Source organism: Mycolicibacterium sp. HS_4_1 (assembly GCF_054515875.1).
Genome location: NZ_CM137261.1, coordinates 821,550 through 836,927 on the forward strand (window position 1 = coordinate 821,550; position 15,378 = coordinate 836,927).

Genomic DNA, 15,378 nt, shown 5'->3' on the forward strand with positions numbered 1-15,378 from the left:
GTGACATGAGCGGCTCGGGTGAGTACAGCAGCGACGATGACGATCAGCTGACTCAGGAAGACATGCTGATCGACCGTGGCGTCGACGACCTTCTGGACGAGGGCTATGAGCCGCCGGATGCGTGGCGTGAACCCCGGGATCACGAGACGCTCGATGAACTCCTCGCCGAGGAAGAGCCAGACCCGGCGACGCAGCTGGACCCGGTGGCAGGTCCCGACGAGCAGTGGGGCGACGACGAGGTCGGTGACCGGCGATCCGGCCGGCTCGTGGCCGGCGAGCAGGACGGTGAGCTGCTCGCCGGGGACGTCGGCATCGCTGGGAGTGCGGCCTCCGCCGAGGAGGCCGCAGTGCACATCATCGACGAGTAGTGTCGCCGGCCGGCGGCGGAACGCTAGACCTTGGCGATGACGTTCTCCGCGAACATCTCCAGGTGCTTGATCTTCTCGTCGAGCGGCTGGGTGTCCTCGCCCATGATGTAGGGCACGCGGAAGCCGACGATGACGTCGGTGACGCCCTTGTCCTCGAGGCGCTTCACACCGTCGACGGTGAACCCGTCGATCGAGATGACGTGAATCTGGAACTCGTCGCAGAGCCCGATGCGCTCTTCGGATTCGCGGTACTGGGCGAGCTTCTTGAGCAGTGGGTCGAGCTCGGCCGGGTCGCCGCCGCCGTGCATCCAGCCGTCGTTGCGGGCGGCGCGCTTGAGCGCGGCGTCGGCGTGGCCGCCGACCAGGATCGGCACCGGCTTGGTCGGCGCCGGCGTCATCTTGGTCTTGGGGATGTCGTAGAACTCGCCGTGGTACTCGAAGTAGTCACCCGAGGTCAGGCCCCGGACGACGTCGATGCACTCGTCCATGCGCTTGCCTCGGCGGGCGAACGGTACGCCCATGACGTCGTAATCCTCGGGCCAGGGGCTGGTGCCGACGCCGAGGCCCAGGCGGTTGTCGAACATCGCGGCCAGCGATCCGGCCTGCTTGGCCACCAGGGCCGGCGGCCGGATGGGCAGCTTCAGCACGAAGATGTTGAAGTGCAGCTTGGTCGTGACGGCCGACAGGGCACCGATCAGCGAGAACGATTCGATGAAAGACTTGCCGTCCAAAAACTCGCGGCTGCCGTCCGCGGTGTAGGGATACTTCGAGTCCGAGACTGCCGGGTACGCGATGCTGTCCGGAATGGTCATCGCGTGGTATCCGGCCTCGTCAGCGGCTTTCGCCAACGGGATGTAGTACTTCGGATCGGTCATGGCTTCCGCATAGGTGAACCGCATGGCGACCATAGTAGAACGTGTTCTAGTTTTGTGTCTCGCGAAACACAGATCTGTTCGGCATCATGAGCTGATGCGACCCCGACGCGTCGGTCCGCTCCGCAGGCCATGGCTGACCCGCAACGTCCGGGTCCTGTCTGCGGTGTCCTTTCTGCAGGACGCCGCGAGTGAACTCCTCTATCCCTTGCTGCCGATCTACCTGACGACGATCCTCGGGGCGCCGGCTTCGGTTGTCGGCATCGTCGAAGGTGCGGCCGAAGGTGCCGCGTCGCTGACCAAACTGGCGTCAGGTCCGCTCGGTGACCGCTTTGCCCGGCGACCCATGATCGCCACCGGTTACGGTCTGGCAGCGCTCGGCAAGGTCATGGTCGCGGCATTCGGAGTCTGGCAGGGGGTGCTCGCCGGACGCGTGGTGGACCGGCTGGGTAAAGGGTTGCGTGGAGCGCCCCGCGATGCGCTGCTGGTCGCCGGTATCGATGACGCCGCACGGGGGCGGGTGTTCGGATTCCACCGGACCATGGACACGTTGGGCGCCGTCGTCGGTCCGTTACTCGGCCTCGCCGGCTACGAACTTCTGGACCACCAGATCCCGCCCTTGCTGTGGGTGGCAGTCGTGCCTGCCGTGCTCAGCGTGGCACTGGTGTACCTCGTACGGGAACCCCGACGGGCAACCGCGGCCGGCCGGACCCCACTGTTCGGGCGGGTGCGCGATCTGCCGCAGCGCTACTGGCGGGTCGCGGGGCTGTTGGTGATCTTCGGCTTGGTGAATTTCCCTGATGCGCTGCTGTTGTTGCGGCTCAACGAGATCGGCTTCTCCGTCGTCGAGGTCATTTTGGCGTATGTCACCTACAACGCGGTGTATGCCCTGTCGAGTTATCCGGCCGGACACTTATCAGACCGGATGCCGCGCGCTGCCGTGTTCGGCATCGGTCTGACGTTCTTCGCGGTGGGTTACCTAGGTCTGGGGCTGACCGAGAACACCGTCGCGGCATGGCTTTTGATCGGTATCTACGGATTGTTCACGGGATGCACAGACGGGGTTGGCAAGGCCTGGGTGTCTTCACTGGTCGGCCCCGACGTGCAGGCCAGTGCCCAAGGTGTGTTTCAGGGCGCCAGCGGTTTTGCCGTCCTCATCGCCGGGTTGTGGGCCGGTCTGGCGTGGGGCGCCGACGGCACGGTGCCACTGCTGATATCTGGCGGTATCGGTGCGGTGTTCGCGGTGGGGCTGCTGGCGGCAGGTTATGTGAGTGGGAAAGGCGGCAAACCGGCGCCGCTGACGGCGTAGCCGCCCTGCTGGCTGCGCTCGGTGACCCGCGCTGTCGCGGAGCGTTCGCCGACCGCTACGGTGACGGGGCCGCGGGGCAATTCATCGAGGGACTCGAAAACCGTTCCACGCCAGTGATACTGGCCGTCAATCGGGTCGAGGTGCCCGGCCAGCCGGGCGCGGACCTCGCGGCCGTCGATGGTGGCCGGCCCGTCGTACAGGTCTTCGGGGTCCGCGACATCCGCGCGGGCCGCCGGAACGATTCGGCCGCCGGGCAGAAATCCGGTGCGTCGCCACAACCGGCGCGCGATCGGGCCGAGGAGTCCAACTTCCTCCAGGAACGAGGCCAGTGGGGCGAAGCCCGCGATCTGCGTCTCGATCCGGTGCGGAGACGTCCGCGCCATCCGCCGCGCGGCCCGCGCGTCCAGGCCGACGCGGCGGTACTGGACCTTGTTGGTGAACAGGAATCGGAAGAACAAGCCGCCGAGGCCGTTGAGATTGCCCACCCAGAAGCGCTTCGGCCACGACATCTCCGGCGCGCGCTTGCGCAGCCCGTCGCGGGCGAATTGGATGTGACGAGCCTCTTCGGTGACGTGAATCCGCATGAGCCGCTGCACCATTGGCTGCAGCTCCGGGTCGTCCATCATCTGCCGCTGCAGCGAATCGAAGATTTCCTCGCCGATCAGAGCGGCAACCCAGAGCACCGAGCCCTGGAAGGCGAACGGCAGCATGTTGATGATCGTGCGCTGGTACCACTTCGGCCGCACCGGGTCGGCGCCGACCTTCTCGATGGCCTTGCCGAACATCACCATATGGCGGGTCTCGTCGCCGAGTTCGGTCAGCTCGTAGTGAGTGGCGCTCGCGGTCGGGTCCTGATGCATCGCCTTGCGCAGCAGGGCCTGGTTGAGAATGTTCTCGAACCAGATGCCTGCCGACAAGGTGTTCACGAGCTCCTGGCGCGACAGCTCGATCTGCTCGGCCCGGCTCATCGAGTCCCAGAGGGGCGTGCCGTAGAGCGACACCACTTTCGGCGGCAGGAAGTACTTGTCGGGGTCGATCGGCGCATCCCAGTCGATGTCGACGATCGGCGCATAAGACTTACGTACCGAGCCTTTGAGCAGGCGCTCGGCGAATTCCGCGCGCGTGGTCTGGCCCTTGAACGAAGCTGTCATCGTTGACATCCCCTTCTGAAGTGTCCGTACTCCGAAGCTACGTCCGCCCTCCGGCGTTAGTCAATACCCCGGGTACCGCATACCTTGGGTTCGCGTCGCGCGGTTGAAGGGTGCGGCTACACGCCCCGATACTCTTCGGTGCATGCGCACCATCCACGTCATCGGTATCGGTGCCGGCGATCCGGACTACGTCACCGCCCAGGCCGTCACGGCGCTCAATGACACCCAGGTTTTCTTCGCCATGGACAAAGGCGACATCAAGGACGATCTTGTCGCGTTGCGCAGGCTGATCTGCGAGCGGTTCATCGAGAAGCCCGACTACCGGCTCGTGGAACTGCCGGATCCCAAGCGGGCCAAGGACGGTGACTATCAGGAGGCCGTGGCGGACTGGCACGCCGCGCGGGCCCGGCTGTGGGCCGAGGCCATCGAGACCGAACTCGGACCCGACGGCGTCGGGGCCTTTCTGGCGTGGGGTGATCCGTCGCTCTACGACAGCACTCTGCGCATCCTGGACCGCGTCGCCGAACACGTCGCGTTCGAGTTCGACGTCATTCCCGGCATCACCGCCATCCAGGCGCTCACCGCCCGACATCGCATACCGCTCAACAACATCGGGGAGCCGGTGCTCATCACGACGGGCCGTCAGCTGCGCGAAACCGGACTGGCCGGGGCCGCGGTCGTGATGCTCGACGGCGAGTGCTCGTTCCTGGAATGCCCACCGCAGACCCGCATTTGGTGGGGCGCCTACCTCGGCACCCCCGACGAGATGCTGATCGCCGGCACCATCGGTGAGGTCGGCAACCGGATCACGCGCGAGCGCGCCGAAGCTCGGGCCCGGCACGGCTGGATCATGGACACCTATCTGTTGCGGGCAGAATCGACGGTATGAAATCGTTGCTGCTGCGAGCCTGCGTGACCGGTCTGGCGTTGTGGTTGGTCACCCGCATGGTGCCGGGTATCCACTTCGTGTTCGTCGAGGGCAGTTCCCAACTGGAGCGGGTCGGCATCATCTTGGTCGTCGCGTTCATCTTCGGGCTGGTCAACGCCATCATCAAGCCGATCGTGCAGCTGTTCGCGATTCCGCTGTACATCCTCACGCTCGGCCTGATCCACATCGTCATCAACGCCTGGATGCTGTGGATCACCTCGTGGATCACCGAGCACACCACGCACTGGGGCCTGGCGATCGACCAGTTCTGGTTCACCGCGATCTGGGCGGCGATCCTGCTGTCGGTGGTCGGCTGGGCGCTGGGTCTGGTGCAGCGCGCCATCGAGCGTTAGCGATTTGTGCACGAAAAGGGCCGCTCTGCGTACTAAATCGTGCACAAAATCCCTAGGCCAGCGACGCCTGAATCGCCTGTATTTCGCTGGCGCCGAAGGCCGGTGGTTCGGTGATGTGGTCGACGTGCCGGCCGCTGCGGATCGCGTCGGCGAGGCCACCGATCGTGGTGGTCAGCTGCTCGGCGTCGCCCGGCGTGACCGGGGCGCCGGACCGTTCGGTGGCCCATGCCGCAGCCAACGTCCGGTAGGCCAGCTGCTCGGTGGCGACGATGGCCGGCCAAAGTCGTTCTGCCGCAACCCGGCTCCGGGCCGATCCGCCGATGGCGGTGTCGTACACGGGGAGCATGGCCATGGCGCGCAACTGCAGATCGCGCCGGTCATTGCGGGCCTGCCCGGTGGATACCGCTGCCGCGGCCAGATGCCCGACCACGACGGCGACGGCATCCAGCGTCGCGGCGATCGCCTGTGCCGGGCGCGCCGCGGCATGTCCGCTCCGCGTGCACCACAGCACCAGAAGTGCTACCGCGCAACCGATCACGGTGTCGATACCGCGGGCGAGCAGCACGTCGGGCACGTTGGTGATGTGGTGACCGCCCGACGCGATGGTCAGCGCTGCGGGCGTGATGAAGACGACCGCGACGGTGTAGTTGCGCACCACGAACATCTCGATCAGGAACTGCAGCGTGCCGACGATCAGGGCTAGCCAGGGCCCACCCGGCGCGGCGATCAAGATGCCGCCCGCCAGGACCAGGCCGAGCCAGGTGCCCAGCGTGCGTTCGATGCCGCGCTGTACCGTGCGTCGCCAATCGAAGCCCTGGTGCAGCATCAGGACCGCCGCTGCCATCGCCCAATAGGCGTGGTCCATGTTCAGGCCGACGGTGACGGTACCGGCGATCGCGACGGCGACCGCGGTGCGCAGGGCCGCGGTAAGTGGGGGAGCTCCCGGCGCCACCGCCCGTCGCAGCAGGGTCCCGACCGACGGGCGTCCCAGTGGGATCAGACCCTCGGAACTGCCGCCGATGTCGTCGGGCACCGAGCCCAGTTGCCGGGCCAGCACGGCGCCCTCGACCGACATCGGGTGGCCGCGGTCGACGGCCGCCATCGCCTCGGCGAACAACACGTGCAGCCGGCGGTTCGTCATCCGGAGCCGGAACAGGGCGTCATCCGGTTTGGGGCGCATCGGCTGGAACGTCACCAGGATGATCCAGGCTTCGTGCAGGAGTTGCGCGGCGCGGTGCCGGGCGTCGGGCGACGTGGTTTCGATATAGGTGGCCACCGCTTCGGCGGCACCGGCTACCGCGGCGCGCTCCGGGCCACGCGGGCGGGCCAGTGCGCCGGTCATATGGACCACCCATGAGAACGCACCGCCGGCCAGCACCAGCACGCCCAGCCACAATGGGCTCAGATGCTCGGTCGCGATCCCGACCGCCGCCGCGCAGGCCAGCACCGGCATGTAGGCGCCGGGCGGCCCGACCGACAGTGCCTGGCAGATCAGCACGGCGATCATCGCGATCACCGTGACGACGAGCACTCCGGACCATGGGCTCGCGGCCGCCCAGTCGCCGAGCGCGACGACCACCGCGAACGAGACGGCGATCGCGCCGAGATACATCGCGCGGTTGAGGTACGGGCGCCCGCTGCCGTACAGGGAAGTGAAGCCACCGATGGTGGCGACCAGCCCGGCGGACACATCTCCGGCGGCCCACCCGACAAAAATCGGCACCATCATGCAGACCGCGGCCCGCAGGGCGAACGGCCAGCGACGCGGTACGGCGTTCATGACGAGCATGCGTCGCAGCGGGTTCGTGGCCGGGGCGGGCGCCGAGCGGTCTGCCATGTGTACAGCATGCGGTACATCGAGTCGCTAGCCTGAACCCATGCCGGAACTTCCCGAGGTCGAGGCGCTCGCCGATCACCTGCGTCGTCATGCGGTCGGTCTGCCGGTGGGCCGCGTCGACGTCGCCGCCCTGTCCGTGCTCAAGACCTTCGACCCGCCGCCGACCGCGCTGTACGGCCACGAGGTGACGGGAGCGGGCCGCTGGGGCAAGTACCTGGGCCTGCAGGTCGGCGACCTGCATCTCATCACGCACCTGTCCCGGGCAGGGTGGTTGCGCTGGTCGGAGAAGCTGGCTGCCGCGCCACTCAAACCGGGCAAGGGGCCCATCGCCCTGCGGGTGCATCTCGGAAAGCCGGGTGAGGCACCGGGTTTCGACCTCACCGAGGCCGGAACCCAGAAGCGGCTGGCGGTCTGGCTGGTGAACGATCCGCTGGCGGTGCCGCAGATCGCATCCCTTGGCCCCGACGCTTTGTCGCTGGGACCGGCGGAGTTGGGCGCGGTCCTGGCCGGGAACACCGGCCGGATCAAGAACGTCATCACCGACCAGCGGGTGATCGCCGGGATCGGTAATGCCTACAGTGACGAAATCCTGCACGTGGCCAAGCTTTCGCCGTTCGCGACCGCGGGCAAGCTGACCGACGAGCAGCTGGGGACTCTGCACGACGCGATGATCTCGGTGCTCTCCGACGCGGTGACCCGATCGGTGGGCCAGGGCGCGGCAACCCTCAAGGGCGAGAAGCGCTCTGGCCTCCGGGTCCACGCCCGCACCGGGCTACCGTGCCCCGTCTGCGGGGATACGGTGCGTGAGGTGTCTTTCGCGGACAAGTCCTTTCAGTACTGCCCGACGTGCCAGACGGGTGGCAAGATTCTCGCCGACCGGCGAATGTCCAAGCTGCTCAAGTGATTCAGTTGCAGTAGTTCTTGATGGCGGCCGCGAGTGCCTGCTGGTAGAGCGGATCAAGCTGTCGGTTCGCGGTGACCTGGGTGCGGGCCACGTCGAGCGCGGGTGCGCAGCTCGAGCTCTGCAGAACGCCCTGTTGCGCGGCCATCTCGGCGACCATGGTGCGGTTGAAACCGTCTATCGCCGTGCGGGATTCGGACAGATCGGGTGCCGTAGTGGGCGCGGTTCCCGGATCGAACTTCCACTGACTGAACCGCTGGTACTCGATGCCCTCGGTGGCGTGAATCTGGTCGGTGAACACCTTCCGGACGAACGCCGGGTCGGCGCCGGCGCTGCGGGCCTGTGCACTGACCGCGGCCAGCACCGCGTCGACGCGTGCCGGATCCTCGATCGAGCCGCCCTTGATCCACTTGACCGCGGCCACCGGGTCGGCGGTCTGCAGCCGCTGGGCCGCGGTGTCGACCAGGCGGAACAGTCGATCGTCGTCGGCGTGGGCGAGAGGCGTCGACGTCATTCCCAACACGGCAACCAACAGTGCGGCGAGCTTCATACGTCGATCCTGCACCCTCCGACCTTTCTTGACGGGTGTCGAGTTGGCTACGCTGCAGTCATGACTCGGCAGAAGATCCTCATCACCGGCGCGAGCTCGGGCCTGGGCGCGGGTATGGCCCGGCAGTTCGCCGCCAAAGGCCGCGACCTGGCACTGTGCGCCCGCCGCCTGGACAACCTCGAAGAGCTGAAGGCGGAGCTGACGGCGAAGTACCCCGGCGTCACCGTCGCCATCGCGGCGCTGGACGTCAACGATCACGACCAGGTGCCCAAGGTTTTCGAGGAGCTGTCCGACCAGCTCGGCGGCATCGACTGCGTCATCGTCAACGCAGGCATCGGCAAGGGCTACCCGCTGGGTGGCGGGAAGCTGTGGGCCAACAAGGCCACCATCGAGACGAATCTTGTTGCGGCGCTGGTGCAGATCGAGACCGCGCTGGAAATGTTCAAGGCTGCGGGCCGGGGCCACCTGGTTCTGGTGTCGTCGGTGCTCGGCAACGTCGGGGTGCCCGGCTACAAGGCCGCGTACGCCGCGAGCAAGGCCGGCGTCACCTCGTTGGGTGAGTCGCTGCGCGCCGAGTACCCGTCCGGCCCGATCAAGGTCACCGTCCTGGAGCCCGGCTACATCGAGTCTGAGATGACCGCGAAGTCCAACTCCACCATGCTCATGGTCGACAACGAGACCGGCGTCAAGGCCATGGTCGACGCCATCGAGAAGGAGAAGGGCCGCGCCGTCGTCCCCGGCTGGCCGTGGTGGCCGCTGGTCGAGGTGATGAAGCTGATGCCGCCGCGCTTCACCAAGTACTTCGCCTAGTGATTTGTGCACGATTATCCGCGCCAGCCGCGGATTTTCGTGCACAAATCGCTAGGAAACGCGGCCGCGTTCGGTGCGGTAGCGGCGGACGAGGGCGTCGGTCGAGCTGTCGGACTGCGGGGCGGGCGCGGCGTCGGACGTGATGACCGGCAGCAGCGCCTTGGCCTGCATCTTGCCCAGTTCGACGCCCCATTGGTCGAACGAGTCGATGCCCCAGACGACGCCCTCGGTGAAGACCTGGTGCTCGTACAACGCGATCAGCTGGCCGACCACCGACGGCGTCAGCTTGGTCGCCAAAATCGAAGTGGTGGGCCGGTTCCCGGGCATCACCTTGTGCGGGACGACGTCGGCGGGGGTGCCCTCGGCCGTGATCTCCTCGGCGGTCTTGCCGAACGCCAGCACCTGGGTCTGGGCGAAGAAGTTGCTCATCAGCAGGTCGTGCATGCTGCCGGTGCCGTCGGCGGTGGGCAGGTCGTCGGTCGGCTCGCTGAACCCGATGAAGTCGGCCGGCACCAGCCGGGTGCCCTGATGCAGCAGTTGGTAAAAGGCGTGCTGACCGTTGGTTCCCGGCTCGCCCCAGAAGATTTCGCCGGTATCGGTGCTCACCGGGGTGCCGTCGGCGCGCACCGATTTGCCGTTGGACTCCATGGTCAGCTGCTGCAGGTAGGCGGCGAACCGGGCCAGGTCGTTGGAGTAGGGCAGCACCGCACGGGCTTGTGCGCCGAAGAAATCCGAGTACCACAGCCCGATGAGGCCAAGCAGCGCAGGCGCATTCGCCTCCAGGGGCGCAGTGCGGAAGTGTTCGTCGACCAGATGGAAACCGGCCAGGAATTCGCCGAACCGTTCCTTGCCGATGACGGCCATCACCGACAGCCCGATGGCGCTGTCCACGGAGTAGCGGCCACCGACCCAGTCCCAGAAGCCGAACATGTTGGCGGTGTCGATGCCGAACTCCGACACCAGCTTTGCGTTGGTCGACACCGCGACGAAGTGCTTGGCGACGGCGGCATCACCCAGAGCGGCGACCAGCCAGCGCCGGGCGGCCGTGGCGTTGGTCAACGTCTCCAGCGTCGAGAACGTCTTCGACGCGACGATGAAAAGCGTTGTGGCAGGGTCGAGTCCGTCGAGTTTGGCGATCAGATCCGCCGGGTCGACGTTGGACACGAACCGGGCCGAGATGCCGGCGTCGGCATAGTGGCGCAGCGCCTGGTCGACCATCACCGGCCCCAGATCACTGCCACCGATGCCGATGTTGACCACCGTCGTGATGCGCTGCCCGGTGGCGCCGGTCCACTCACCGCTGCGCAGCCGGTCGGTGAACGTTCCCATGTCGTCGAGCACCGAGTGCACGTCGGCGACCACGTCCTGACCGTCGACCACCAGCGACGCACCACGGGGCAGCCGCAGCGCGGTGTGCAGCACCGCGCGGTCCTCGGAGGTGTTGATGTGCTGACCGGCGAACATGGCATCGCGGCGCTCTTCCAAGCCGGCCGCCCGGGCCAGGTCGAGCAGCAGCGTCAGCGTCTCGCGGGTCACCCGGTGCTTGCTGTAGTCGATGTACAGATCGCCGACGGTCAGCGTCAGCTCGCGGCCGCGCTCCGGATCGTCGGCAAACAGCTCGCGCAGCGTGGTGGCCTCAACCGCGGCGTGGTGCGCGGTGAGCGCCTTCCAGGCTGGGGTGGTCGAGATGTCGGCAGCGGGAGTGTGATCAGCCATGTCTCAAACCCTAGTGTGACGTAGGAAACGCTGCCGTACATGATGGGTGTATGGACATCGCCGCCTTGCTGTCGTCTGTCCCAACTGGCCTCTGGATCGGTGGTGAGGAGCGCGCCGGCCAGGCCACCTTCGAGGTGCTCGATCCGGCCACCGAAGAAGTCATCACCCGCGTCGCCGACGCGACACCACAGGACGGCGTCGCCGCGCTGGATGCGGCGGCCGCCGTCGAGAAGGACTGGGCGGCAACTCCGGCGCGCGAGCGGGGTGAAATCCTGCGATCGGTCTTCGAGACCATCACCGCCCGCGCCGAGGATCTGGCCACGCTGATGACGCTCGAGATGGGCAAGGTTCTCGCCGAGAGCCGCGGTGAGGTCAGGTACGGTGCCGAGTTCTTCCGCTGGTTCGCCGAGGAGGCCGTGCGCATCGGCGGGCGCTACACGCCGAGCCCGGCCGGTACCGGGCGGATCGTCGTCACCAAGTCGCCCGTCGGCCCGTGCTACGCGGTGACACCGTGGAACTTCCCGCTGGCCATGGGTACCCGCAAGATCGGCCCGGCGCTGGCGGCCGGCTGCACCATGCTGGTCAAACCCGCCGCGGAAACTCCGCTGACCATGTTGCTGCTGGCCAAGCTGATGGACGACGCCGGCCTTCCCAAGGGTGTGCTGTCCGTCCTCCCGACTACTCGCCCCGGCGAGCTGACCGAGGCCCTCATGAACGACGGCCGGCTGCGCAAGCTGACCTTCACGGGGTCGACGGGCGTCGGCCGATCGCTGGTGCAGCAGGGCGGTGAGAAGCTGCTGCGGATGTCGATGGAACTGGGCGGCAACGCGCCGTTCGTGGTGTTCGACGACGCCGACATCGACGCCGCGATCGACGGCGCGATCCTCGCGAAGATGCGCAACGGCGGCGAGGCGTGCACGGCGGCCAACCGCTTCCACGTCGCCAACTCGGTTCGCGAGGAATTCACCACGAAGCTGGTGCAGCGGATGAGCGAGTTCAGGCTCGGCAACGGCCTCGACGAGAACGCGACGCTCGGCCCGCTGATCAACGCCAAACAGGTCGGCGCCGTGACCGACCTGGTGTCCGACGCGGTCTCGCGTGGGGCGACCGTCGCTGTCGGGGGCACCGCTCCTGGCGGGCCGGGCTACTTCTATCCCGCGACGGTGCTGGCCGACGTGCCCGCCGATGCCCGCATCCTCAAGGAAGAGGTGTTCGGACCCGTTGCCCCCGTCACCGGCTTCGATACCGAGGAAGAGGCGATCGCCGCGGCCAACGACACCGAGTACGGACTGGCGGCCTACATCTACACGCAGTCGCTGGATCGGGCGCTGCGGGTGTCCGAGGCACTCGAGAGCGGGATGGTCGGCGTCAACCGCGGCGTCATCTCCGACCCGGCGGCGCCGTTCGGCGGCGTGAAGTCGTCAGGATTCGGCCGCGAGGGCGGCACCGAAGGCATCGAGGAGTACCTCGACACCAAGTACATCGCCCTCACCTCTTAACGCGAGGTGCGAGTCTGCGCGCGACACGCGGTGAACTCTGTGCACAAACGTCGCGCTCAACGTCGTCGAGTGCGACGTCGTTGGCGGTCAACTGCGGTGTGTCGTGCGCAGACGCGCACGCTCGCGGAGTTGATCAGTGGCCGAGGCGGCCGCGGCCCAGGCGCAGCAGGAGCATGGCGAGGTCTTTGCCCTCGGGGCCCAGCTCGCTGTAGCGCTCGATCACCTTCATCTCACGGCTGTGCACCAGTCGGGTGCCGCCAGAGGCCATGCGGGCCTTGCCGATCATCTTGGACACTTCGGTGCGACGGGCGACGGCCGCCAGAATGGCGGCGTCAAGCTCATCGATCTCGCGGCGCAGCTCGTCGATGTTGGGGAGTTCGGTTTCGGTTGCCGTGTTTTCGGGAGACATTTTTTCCTCGCTGTTGGTGGATTCTGGTGTCATCCGAATTCAGGCCTCACACAACAAACGAGCCCCGGATCCGGATGCGGACCACGGGGCTGAAGGGAAGCAGCTAAACCCCGGGTACCGGCGTCCGGTACCCGTAGAAAAATCGCTGCTGCGCATTGAGCACGTTTCGAGTGTGCCATCCCGGCCCGTGCCAGCGCAAAGGGGCGAGCGAAGCGACGGGGAAATGCGTGGGTTGTCGCACCCCGGCGGTAAGTTTGAGCTGATATGACGAGCCCCAATGTGACCAGCACTGCCCCCGACACAGACCAGTTGTTAGACGGCCTCAACCCGCAGCAGCGTGCTGCTGTGCTGCACGAGGGTTCGCCCCTGCTGATCGTGGCCGGTGCCGGCTCGGGCAAGACCGCGGTGCTCACCCGGCGCATCGCCTATCTGCTCGCCAACCGCGACGTCGGCGTCGGTCAGGTCCTGGCCATCACCTTCACCAACAAGGCAGCCGCCGAGATGCGGGAACGCGTGGTCCAGCTGATCGGCCCGCGCGCCAAGTCGATGTGGGTGTCGACGTTCCACTCCACGTGCGTCCGCATCCTGCGCAACCAGGCGTCGCTGCTGCCAGGGCTGAACTCCAACTTCTCCATCTACGACGCCGACGACTCGCGCCGGTTGCTGATGATGGTCGGCAAGGACCTGAACCTCGACGTCAAGCGGTATTCGCCGCGCATGCTGGCGACCGCGATCTCGAACCTGAAGAACGAACTGATCGACCCGCTGCAGGCCGCCTCGGAGGCGTCTGAGGCCGATGAGGAGCTGCCGCGCATCGTCGCCGAGGTGTACGGCGAATACCAGCGCCGGCTGCGTGCCGCGAACGCCATGGACTTCGACGACCTGATCGGCGAGACGGTCGCTGTGCTGCAGAACTTTCCGCAGATCGCGCAGTACTACCGGCGCCGCTTCCGGCACATCCTGGTCGACGAATACCAGGACACCAACCACGCGCAGTACGTGCTGGTGCGTGAGCTAGTCGGGCACCACGCGCCCGAAGGCGCCGATGACGTCCCGCCCGCCGAGCTGTGCGTCGTGGGCGACGCCGACCAGTCCATCTACGCGTTCCGCGGCGCGACCATCCGCAACATCGAGGATTTCGAGCGCGACTTCCCGAACGCGAAAACGATTCTGCTGGAACAGAATTACCGGTCCACCCAGAACATCCTGTCGGCCGCGAACGGGGTCATCAGCCGCAATGCCGGCCGCCGGGACAAGAAGCTGTGGACCGACGCGGGCGAGGGTGAGTTGATCGTCGGCTACGTCGCCGACAACGAGCACGACGAGGCGCGATTCATCGCCGAGGAGATCGACACGCTGACCACCAAAGGCAGCGGCATCGACACCAAGTTCAGTTACGGCGACGTCGCGGTGTTCTACCGCACCAACAACTCGTCGCGGTCGGTGGAAGACATCTTCATCCGTGCCGGTATCCCGTACAAAGTCGTTGGGGGCATGCGCTTCTACGAGCGCAAGGAGATTCGCGACATCGTGGCGTACCTGCGGGTGCTGGACAATCCGGGCGACTCGGTGAGCATGCGGCGCATCCTCAACACCCCGCGCCGGGGTATCGGTGACCGGGCCGAAGCCTGTGTGGCGGTGTACGCCGAGAACACCGGCGCCAGCTTCAACGACGCGCTGCAGGCCGCCGCCGAGGGCCGGGTGCCGATGCTGAACTCCCGCTCGGAGAAGGCAATTGCCAGTTTCGTCGAGCTGCTGGACAGCCTGCGCGGCGGACTCGACGGTGAGTTGGGTGACCTGGTCGAGGCGGTGCTGGACCGCACCGGTTACCGCCGCGAGCTGGAGGCGTCGAGTGATCCGCAGGATCAGGCGCGGCTGGACAACTTGAACGAATTGGTCAGCGTCGCACATGAATTCAGCACCGACCTGGCCAACGCACGGGCCCTTCAGGAAGAGGAGCTCGACGAGGACGTGCCCGACACCGGGGCGTTGGCCGCGTTCCTGGAGCGTGTCTCGCTGGTGGCTGACGCCGACGAAATCCCCGAGGACGGCGACGGCGTCGTCACCATGATGACGCTGCACACCGCCAAAGGTCTCGAATTCCCCGTGGTTTTCGTGACCGGCTGGGAAGACGGCATGTTCCCGCACATGCGCGCACTCGGCGATCCGACCGAATTGTCCGAGGAGCGGCGGCTGGCCTACGTCGGCATCACCCGGGCCCGGCAGCGGCTGTACCTCAGCCGTGCCAAGGTGCGGTCGTCATGGGGGCAACCCATGCTGAACCCGGAATCGCGCTTCTTGCAAGAGATTCCGCAGGAGCTCATCGACTGGCGACGGGTCGAGCCGCCGCCATCGTTGTCGGCGCCGGGTCGCTACGGCTCCGGCGGATCAGGTGGTGGTGGTCTGGGTGGTGGACGCCCGTCGCCCATGCGGCCGGCCCCTAATCGCAACAAGCCGCTGGTGGTGCTCTCACCAGGTGACCGCGTGACCCACGACAAGTACGGCCTGGGACGGGTAGAAGAGGTCAGCGGTGTCGGCGAATCGGCTATGTCGCTCATCGACTTCGGCAGCTCCGGCCGGGTCAAGCTGATGCACAACCACGCGCCGGTACAGAAGCTTTAGCGTCGTCGCGCGCAAAACACGGTGGTGCGATCTCGCTGATTTTTAGCGGGATT

The 15,378-nt window shown here is 66.7% G+C and carries 14 protein-coding genes; 8 read left to right on the forward strand and 6 right to left on the reverse strand.

Annotated elements, in window-relative coordinates; all coding sequences use genetic code 11:
* Positions 1-5: 5 nt before the first annotated feature.
* Positions 6-368, forward strand: a complete 363-nt coding sequence (locus ACX12F_RS03890; protein WP_459368341.1) for a DUF5709 domain-containing protein — start codon at positions 6-8, stop codon at positions 366-368.
* A gap of 23 nt (positions 369-391) precedes the next feature.
* On the opposite strand, the gene ACX12F_RS03895 is transcribed toward ACX12F_RS03890, so the two are convergent.
* Positions 392-1,267, reverse strand: coding sequence for an LLM class flavin-dependent oxidoreductase (locus ACX12F_RS03895; RefSeq protein WP_459368342.1), 876 nt, complete (start codon positions 1,265-1,267; stop codon positions 392-394).
* Between the two features lie 70 nt (positions 1,268-1,337).
* On the opposite strand from ACX12F_RS03895, the gene ACX12F_RS03900 reads away from it, so the two are divergent.
* On the forward strand, positions 1,338-2,549 hold the full coding sequence (locus ACX12F_RS03900) for an MFS transporter (RefSeq protein ID WP_459368343.1): 1,212 nt from the start codon (positions 1,338-1,340) through the stop codon (positions 2,547-2,549).
* Here ACX12F_RS03900 and ACX12F_RS03905 read toward each other — a convergent pair.
* Positions 2,504-3,700, reverse strand: coding sequence for a diiron oxygenase (locus ACX12F_RS03905; RefSeq protein ID WP_459368344.1), 1,197 nt, complete (start codon positions 3,698-3,700; stop codon positions 2,504-2,506). The genes ACX12F_RS03900 and ACX12F_RS03905 overlap by 46 nt on opposite strands.
* Before the next feature lie 142 nt (positions 3,701-3,842).
* Between ACX12F_RS03905 and cobF the strand changes: the two genes are divergently transcribed.
* Both cobF and ACX12F_RS03915 read left to right on the forward strand, forming a co-directional pair.
* The gene (gene cobF, locus ACX12F_RS03910; protein ID WP_459368345.1) at positions 3,843-4,589 is read left to right on the forward strand and encodes a precorrin-6A synthase (deacetylating); all 747 of its coding nucleotides are present in this window, start codon (positions 3,843-3,845) and stop codon (positions 4,587-4,589) included.
* On the forward strand, positions 4,586-4,981 hold the full coding sequence (locus ACX12F_RS03915) for a phage holin family protein (RefSeq protein ID WP_459368346.1): 396 nt from the start codon (positions 4,586-4,588) through the stop codon (positions 4,979-4,981). The genes cobF and ACX12F_RS03915 overlap by 4 nt, the downstream gene beginning before the upstream one ends.
* A 52-nt stretch (positions 4,982-5,033) precedes the next feature.
* On the opposite strand, the gene ACX12F_RS03920 is transcribed toward ACX12F_RS03915, so the two are convergent.
* Positions 5,034-6,818 carry an FUSC family protein gene (locus ACX12F_RS03920; RefSeq protein ID WP_459368347.1) on the reverse strand — a complete coding sequence of 595 codons (1,785 nt, stop codon included), beginning with the start codon at positions 6,816-6,818 and terminating at the stop codon, positions 5,034-5,036.
* Between the two features lie 40 nt (positions 6,819-6,858).
* Here ACX12F_RS03920 and ACX12F_RS03925 point away from each other — a divergent pair, with 40 nt between their 5' ends.
* Complete coding sequence (locus ACX12F_RS03925) at positions 6,859-7,722, forward strand: Fpg/Nei family DNA glycosylase (RefSeq protein WP_459368348.1); 864 nt, start codon at positions 6,859-6,861, stop codon at positions 7,720-7,722.
* 1 nt (position 7,723) lies between these two features.
* Here ACX12F_RS03925 and ACX12F_RS03930 read toward each other — a convergent pair whose 3' ends face one another.
* The gene (locus tag ACX12F_RS03930; protein ID WP_459368349.1) at positions 7,724-8,269 is read right to left on the reverse strand and encodes a chorismate mutase; all 546 of its coding nucleotides are present in this window, start codon (positions 8,267-8,269) and stop codon (positions 7,724-7,726) included.
* A 60-nt stretch (positions 8,270-8,329) separates the two neighbouring features.
* Here ACX12F_RS03930 and ACX12F_RS03935 point away from each other — a divergent pair, with 60 nt between their 5' ends.
* Positions 8,330-9,079: an SDR family oxidoreductase gene (locus ACX12F_RS03935; protein WP_459368350.1), complete on the forward strand. Its 750-nt coding sequence runs from the start codon at positions 8,330-8,332 to the stop codon at positions 9,077-9,079.
* A 51-nt stretch (positions 9,080-9,130) separates the two neighbouring features.
* Here ACX12F_RS03935 and pgi read toward each other — a convergent pair whose 3' ends face one another.
* A complete protein-coding gene (gene pgi / locus ACX12F_RS03940) occupies positions 9,131-10,795 on the reverse strand; it encodes a glucose-6-phosphate isomerase (RefSeq protein ID WP_459368351.1) in 1,665 nt (554 codons plus the stop codon).
* 50 nt (positions 10,796-10,845) lie between these two features.
* On the opposite strand from pgi, the gene ACX12F_RS03945 reads away from it, so the two are divergent.
* Positions 10,846-12,294 carry an NAD-dependent succinate-semialdehyde dehydrogenase gene (locus ACX12F_RS03945; RefSeq protein ID WP_459368352.1) on the forward strand — a complete coding sequence of 483 codons (1,449 nt, stop codon included), beginning with the start codon at positions 10,846-10,848 and terminating at the stop codon, positions 12,292-12,294.
* A 133-nt stretch (positions 12,295-12,427) separates the two neighbouring features.
* Here ACX12F_RS03945 and ACX12F_RS03950 read toward each other — a convergent pair whose 3' ends face one another.
* On the reverse strand, positions 12,428-12,736 hold the full coding sequence (locus tag ACX12F_RS03950; RefSeq protein ID WP_459368353.1) for a chorismate mutase: 309 nt from the start codon (positions 12,734-12,736) through the stop codon (positions 12,428-12,430).
* 231 nt (positions 12,737-12,967) lie between these two features.
* Here ACX12F_RS03950 and pcrA point away from each other — a divergent pair, with 231 nt between their 5' ends.
* A complete protein-coding gene (gene pcrA, locus ACX12F_RS03955; RefSeq protein WP_459368354.1) occupies positions 12,968-15,325 on the forward strand; it encodes a DNA helicase PcrA in 2,358 nt (785 codons plus the stop codon).
* Positions 15,326-15,378 lie beyond the last annotated feature (53 nt).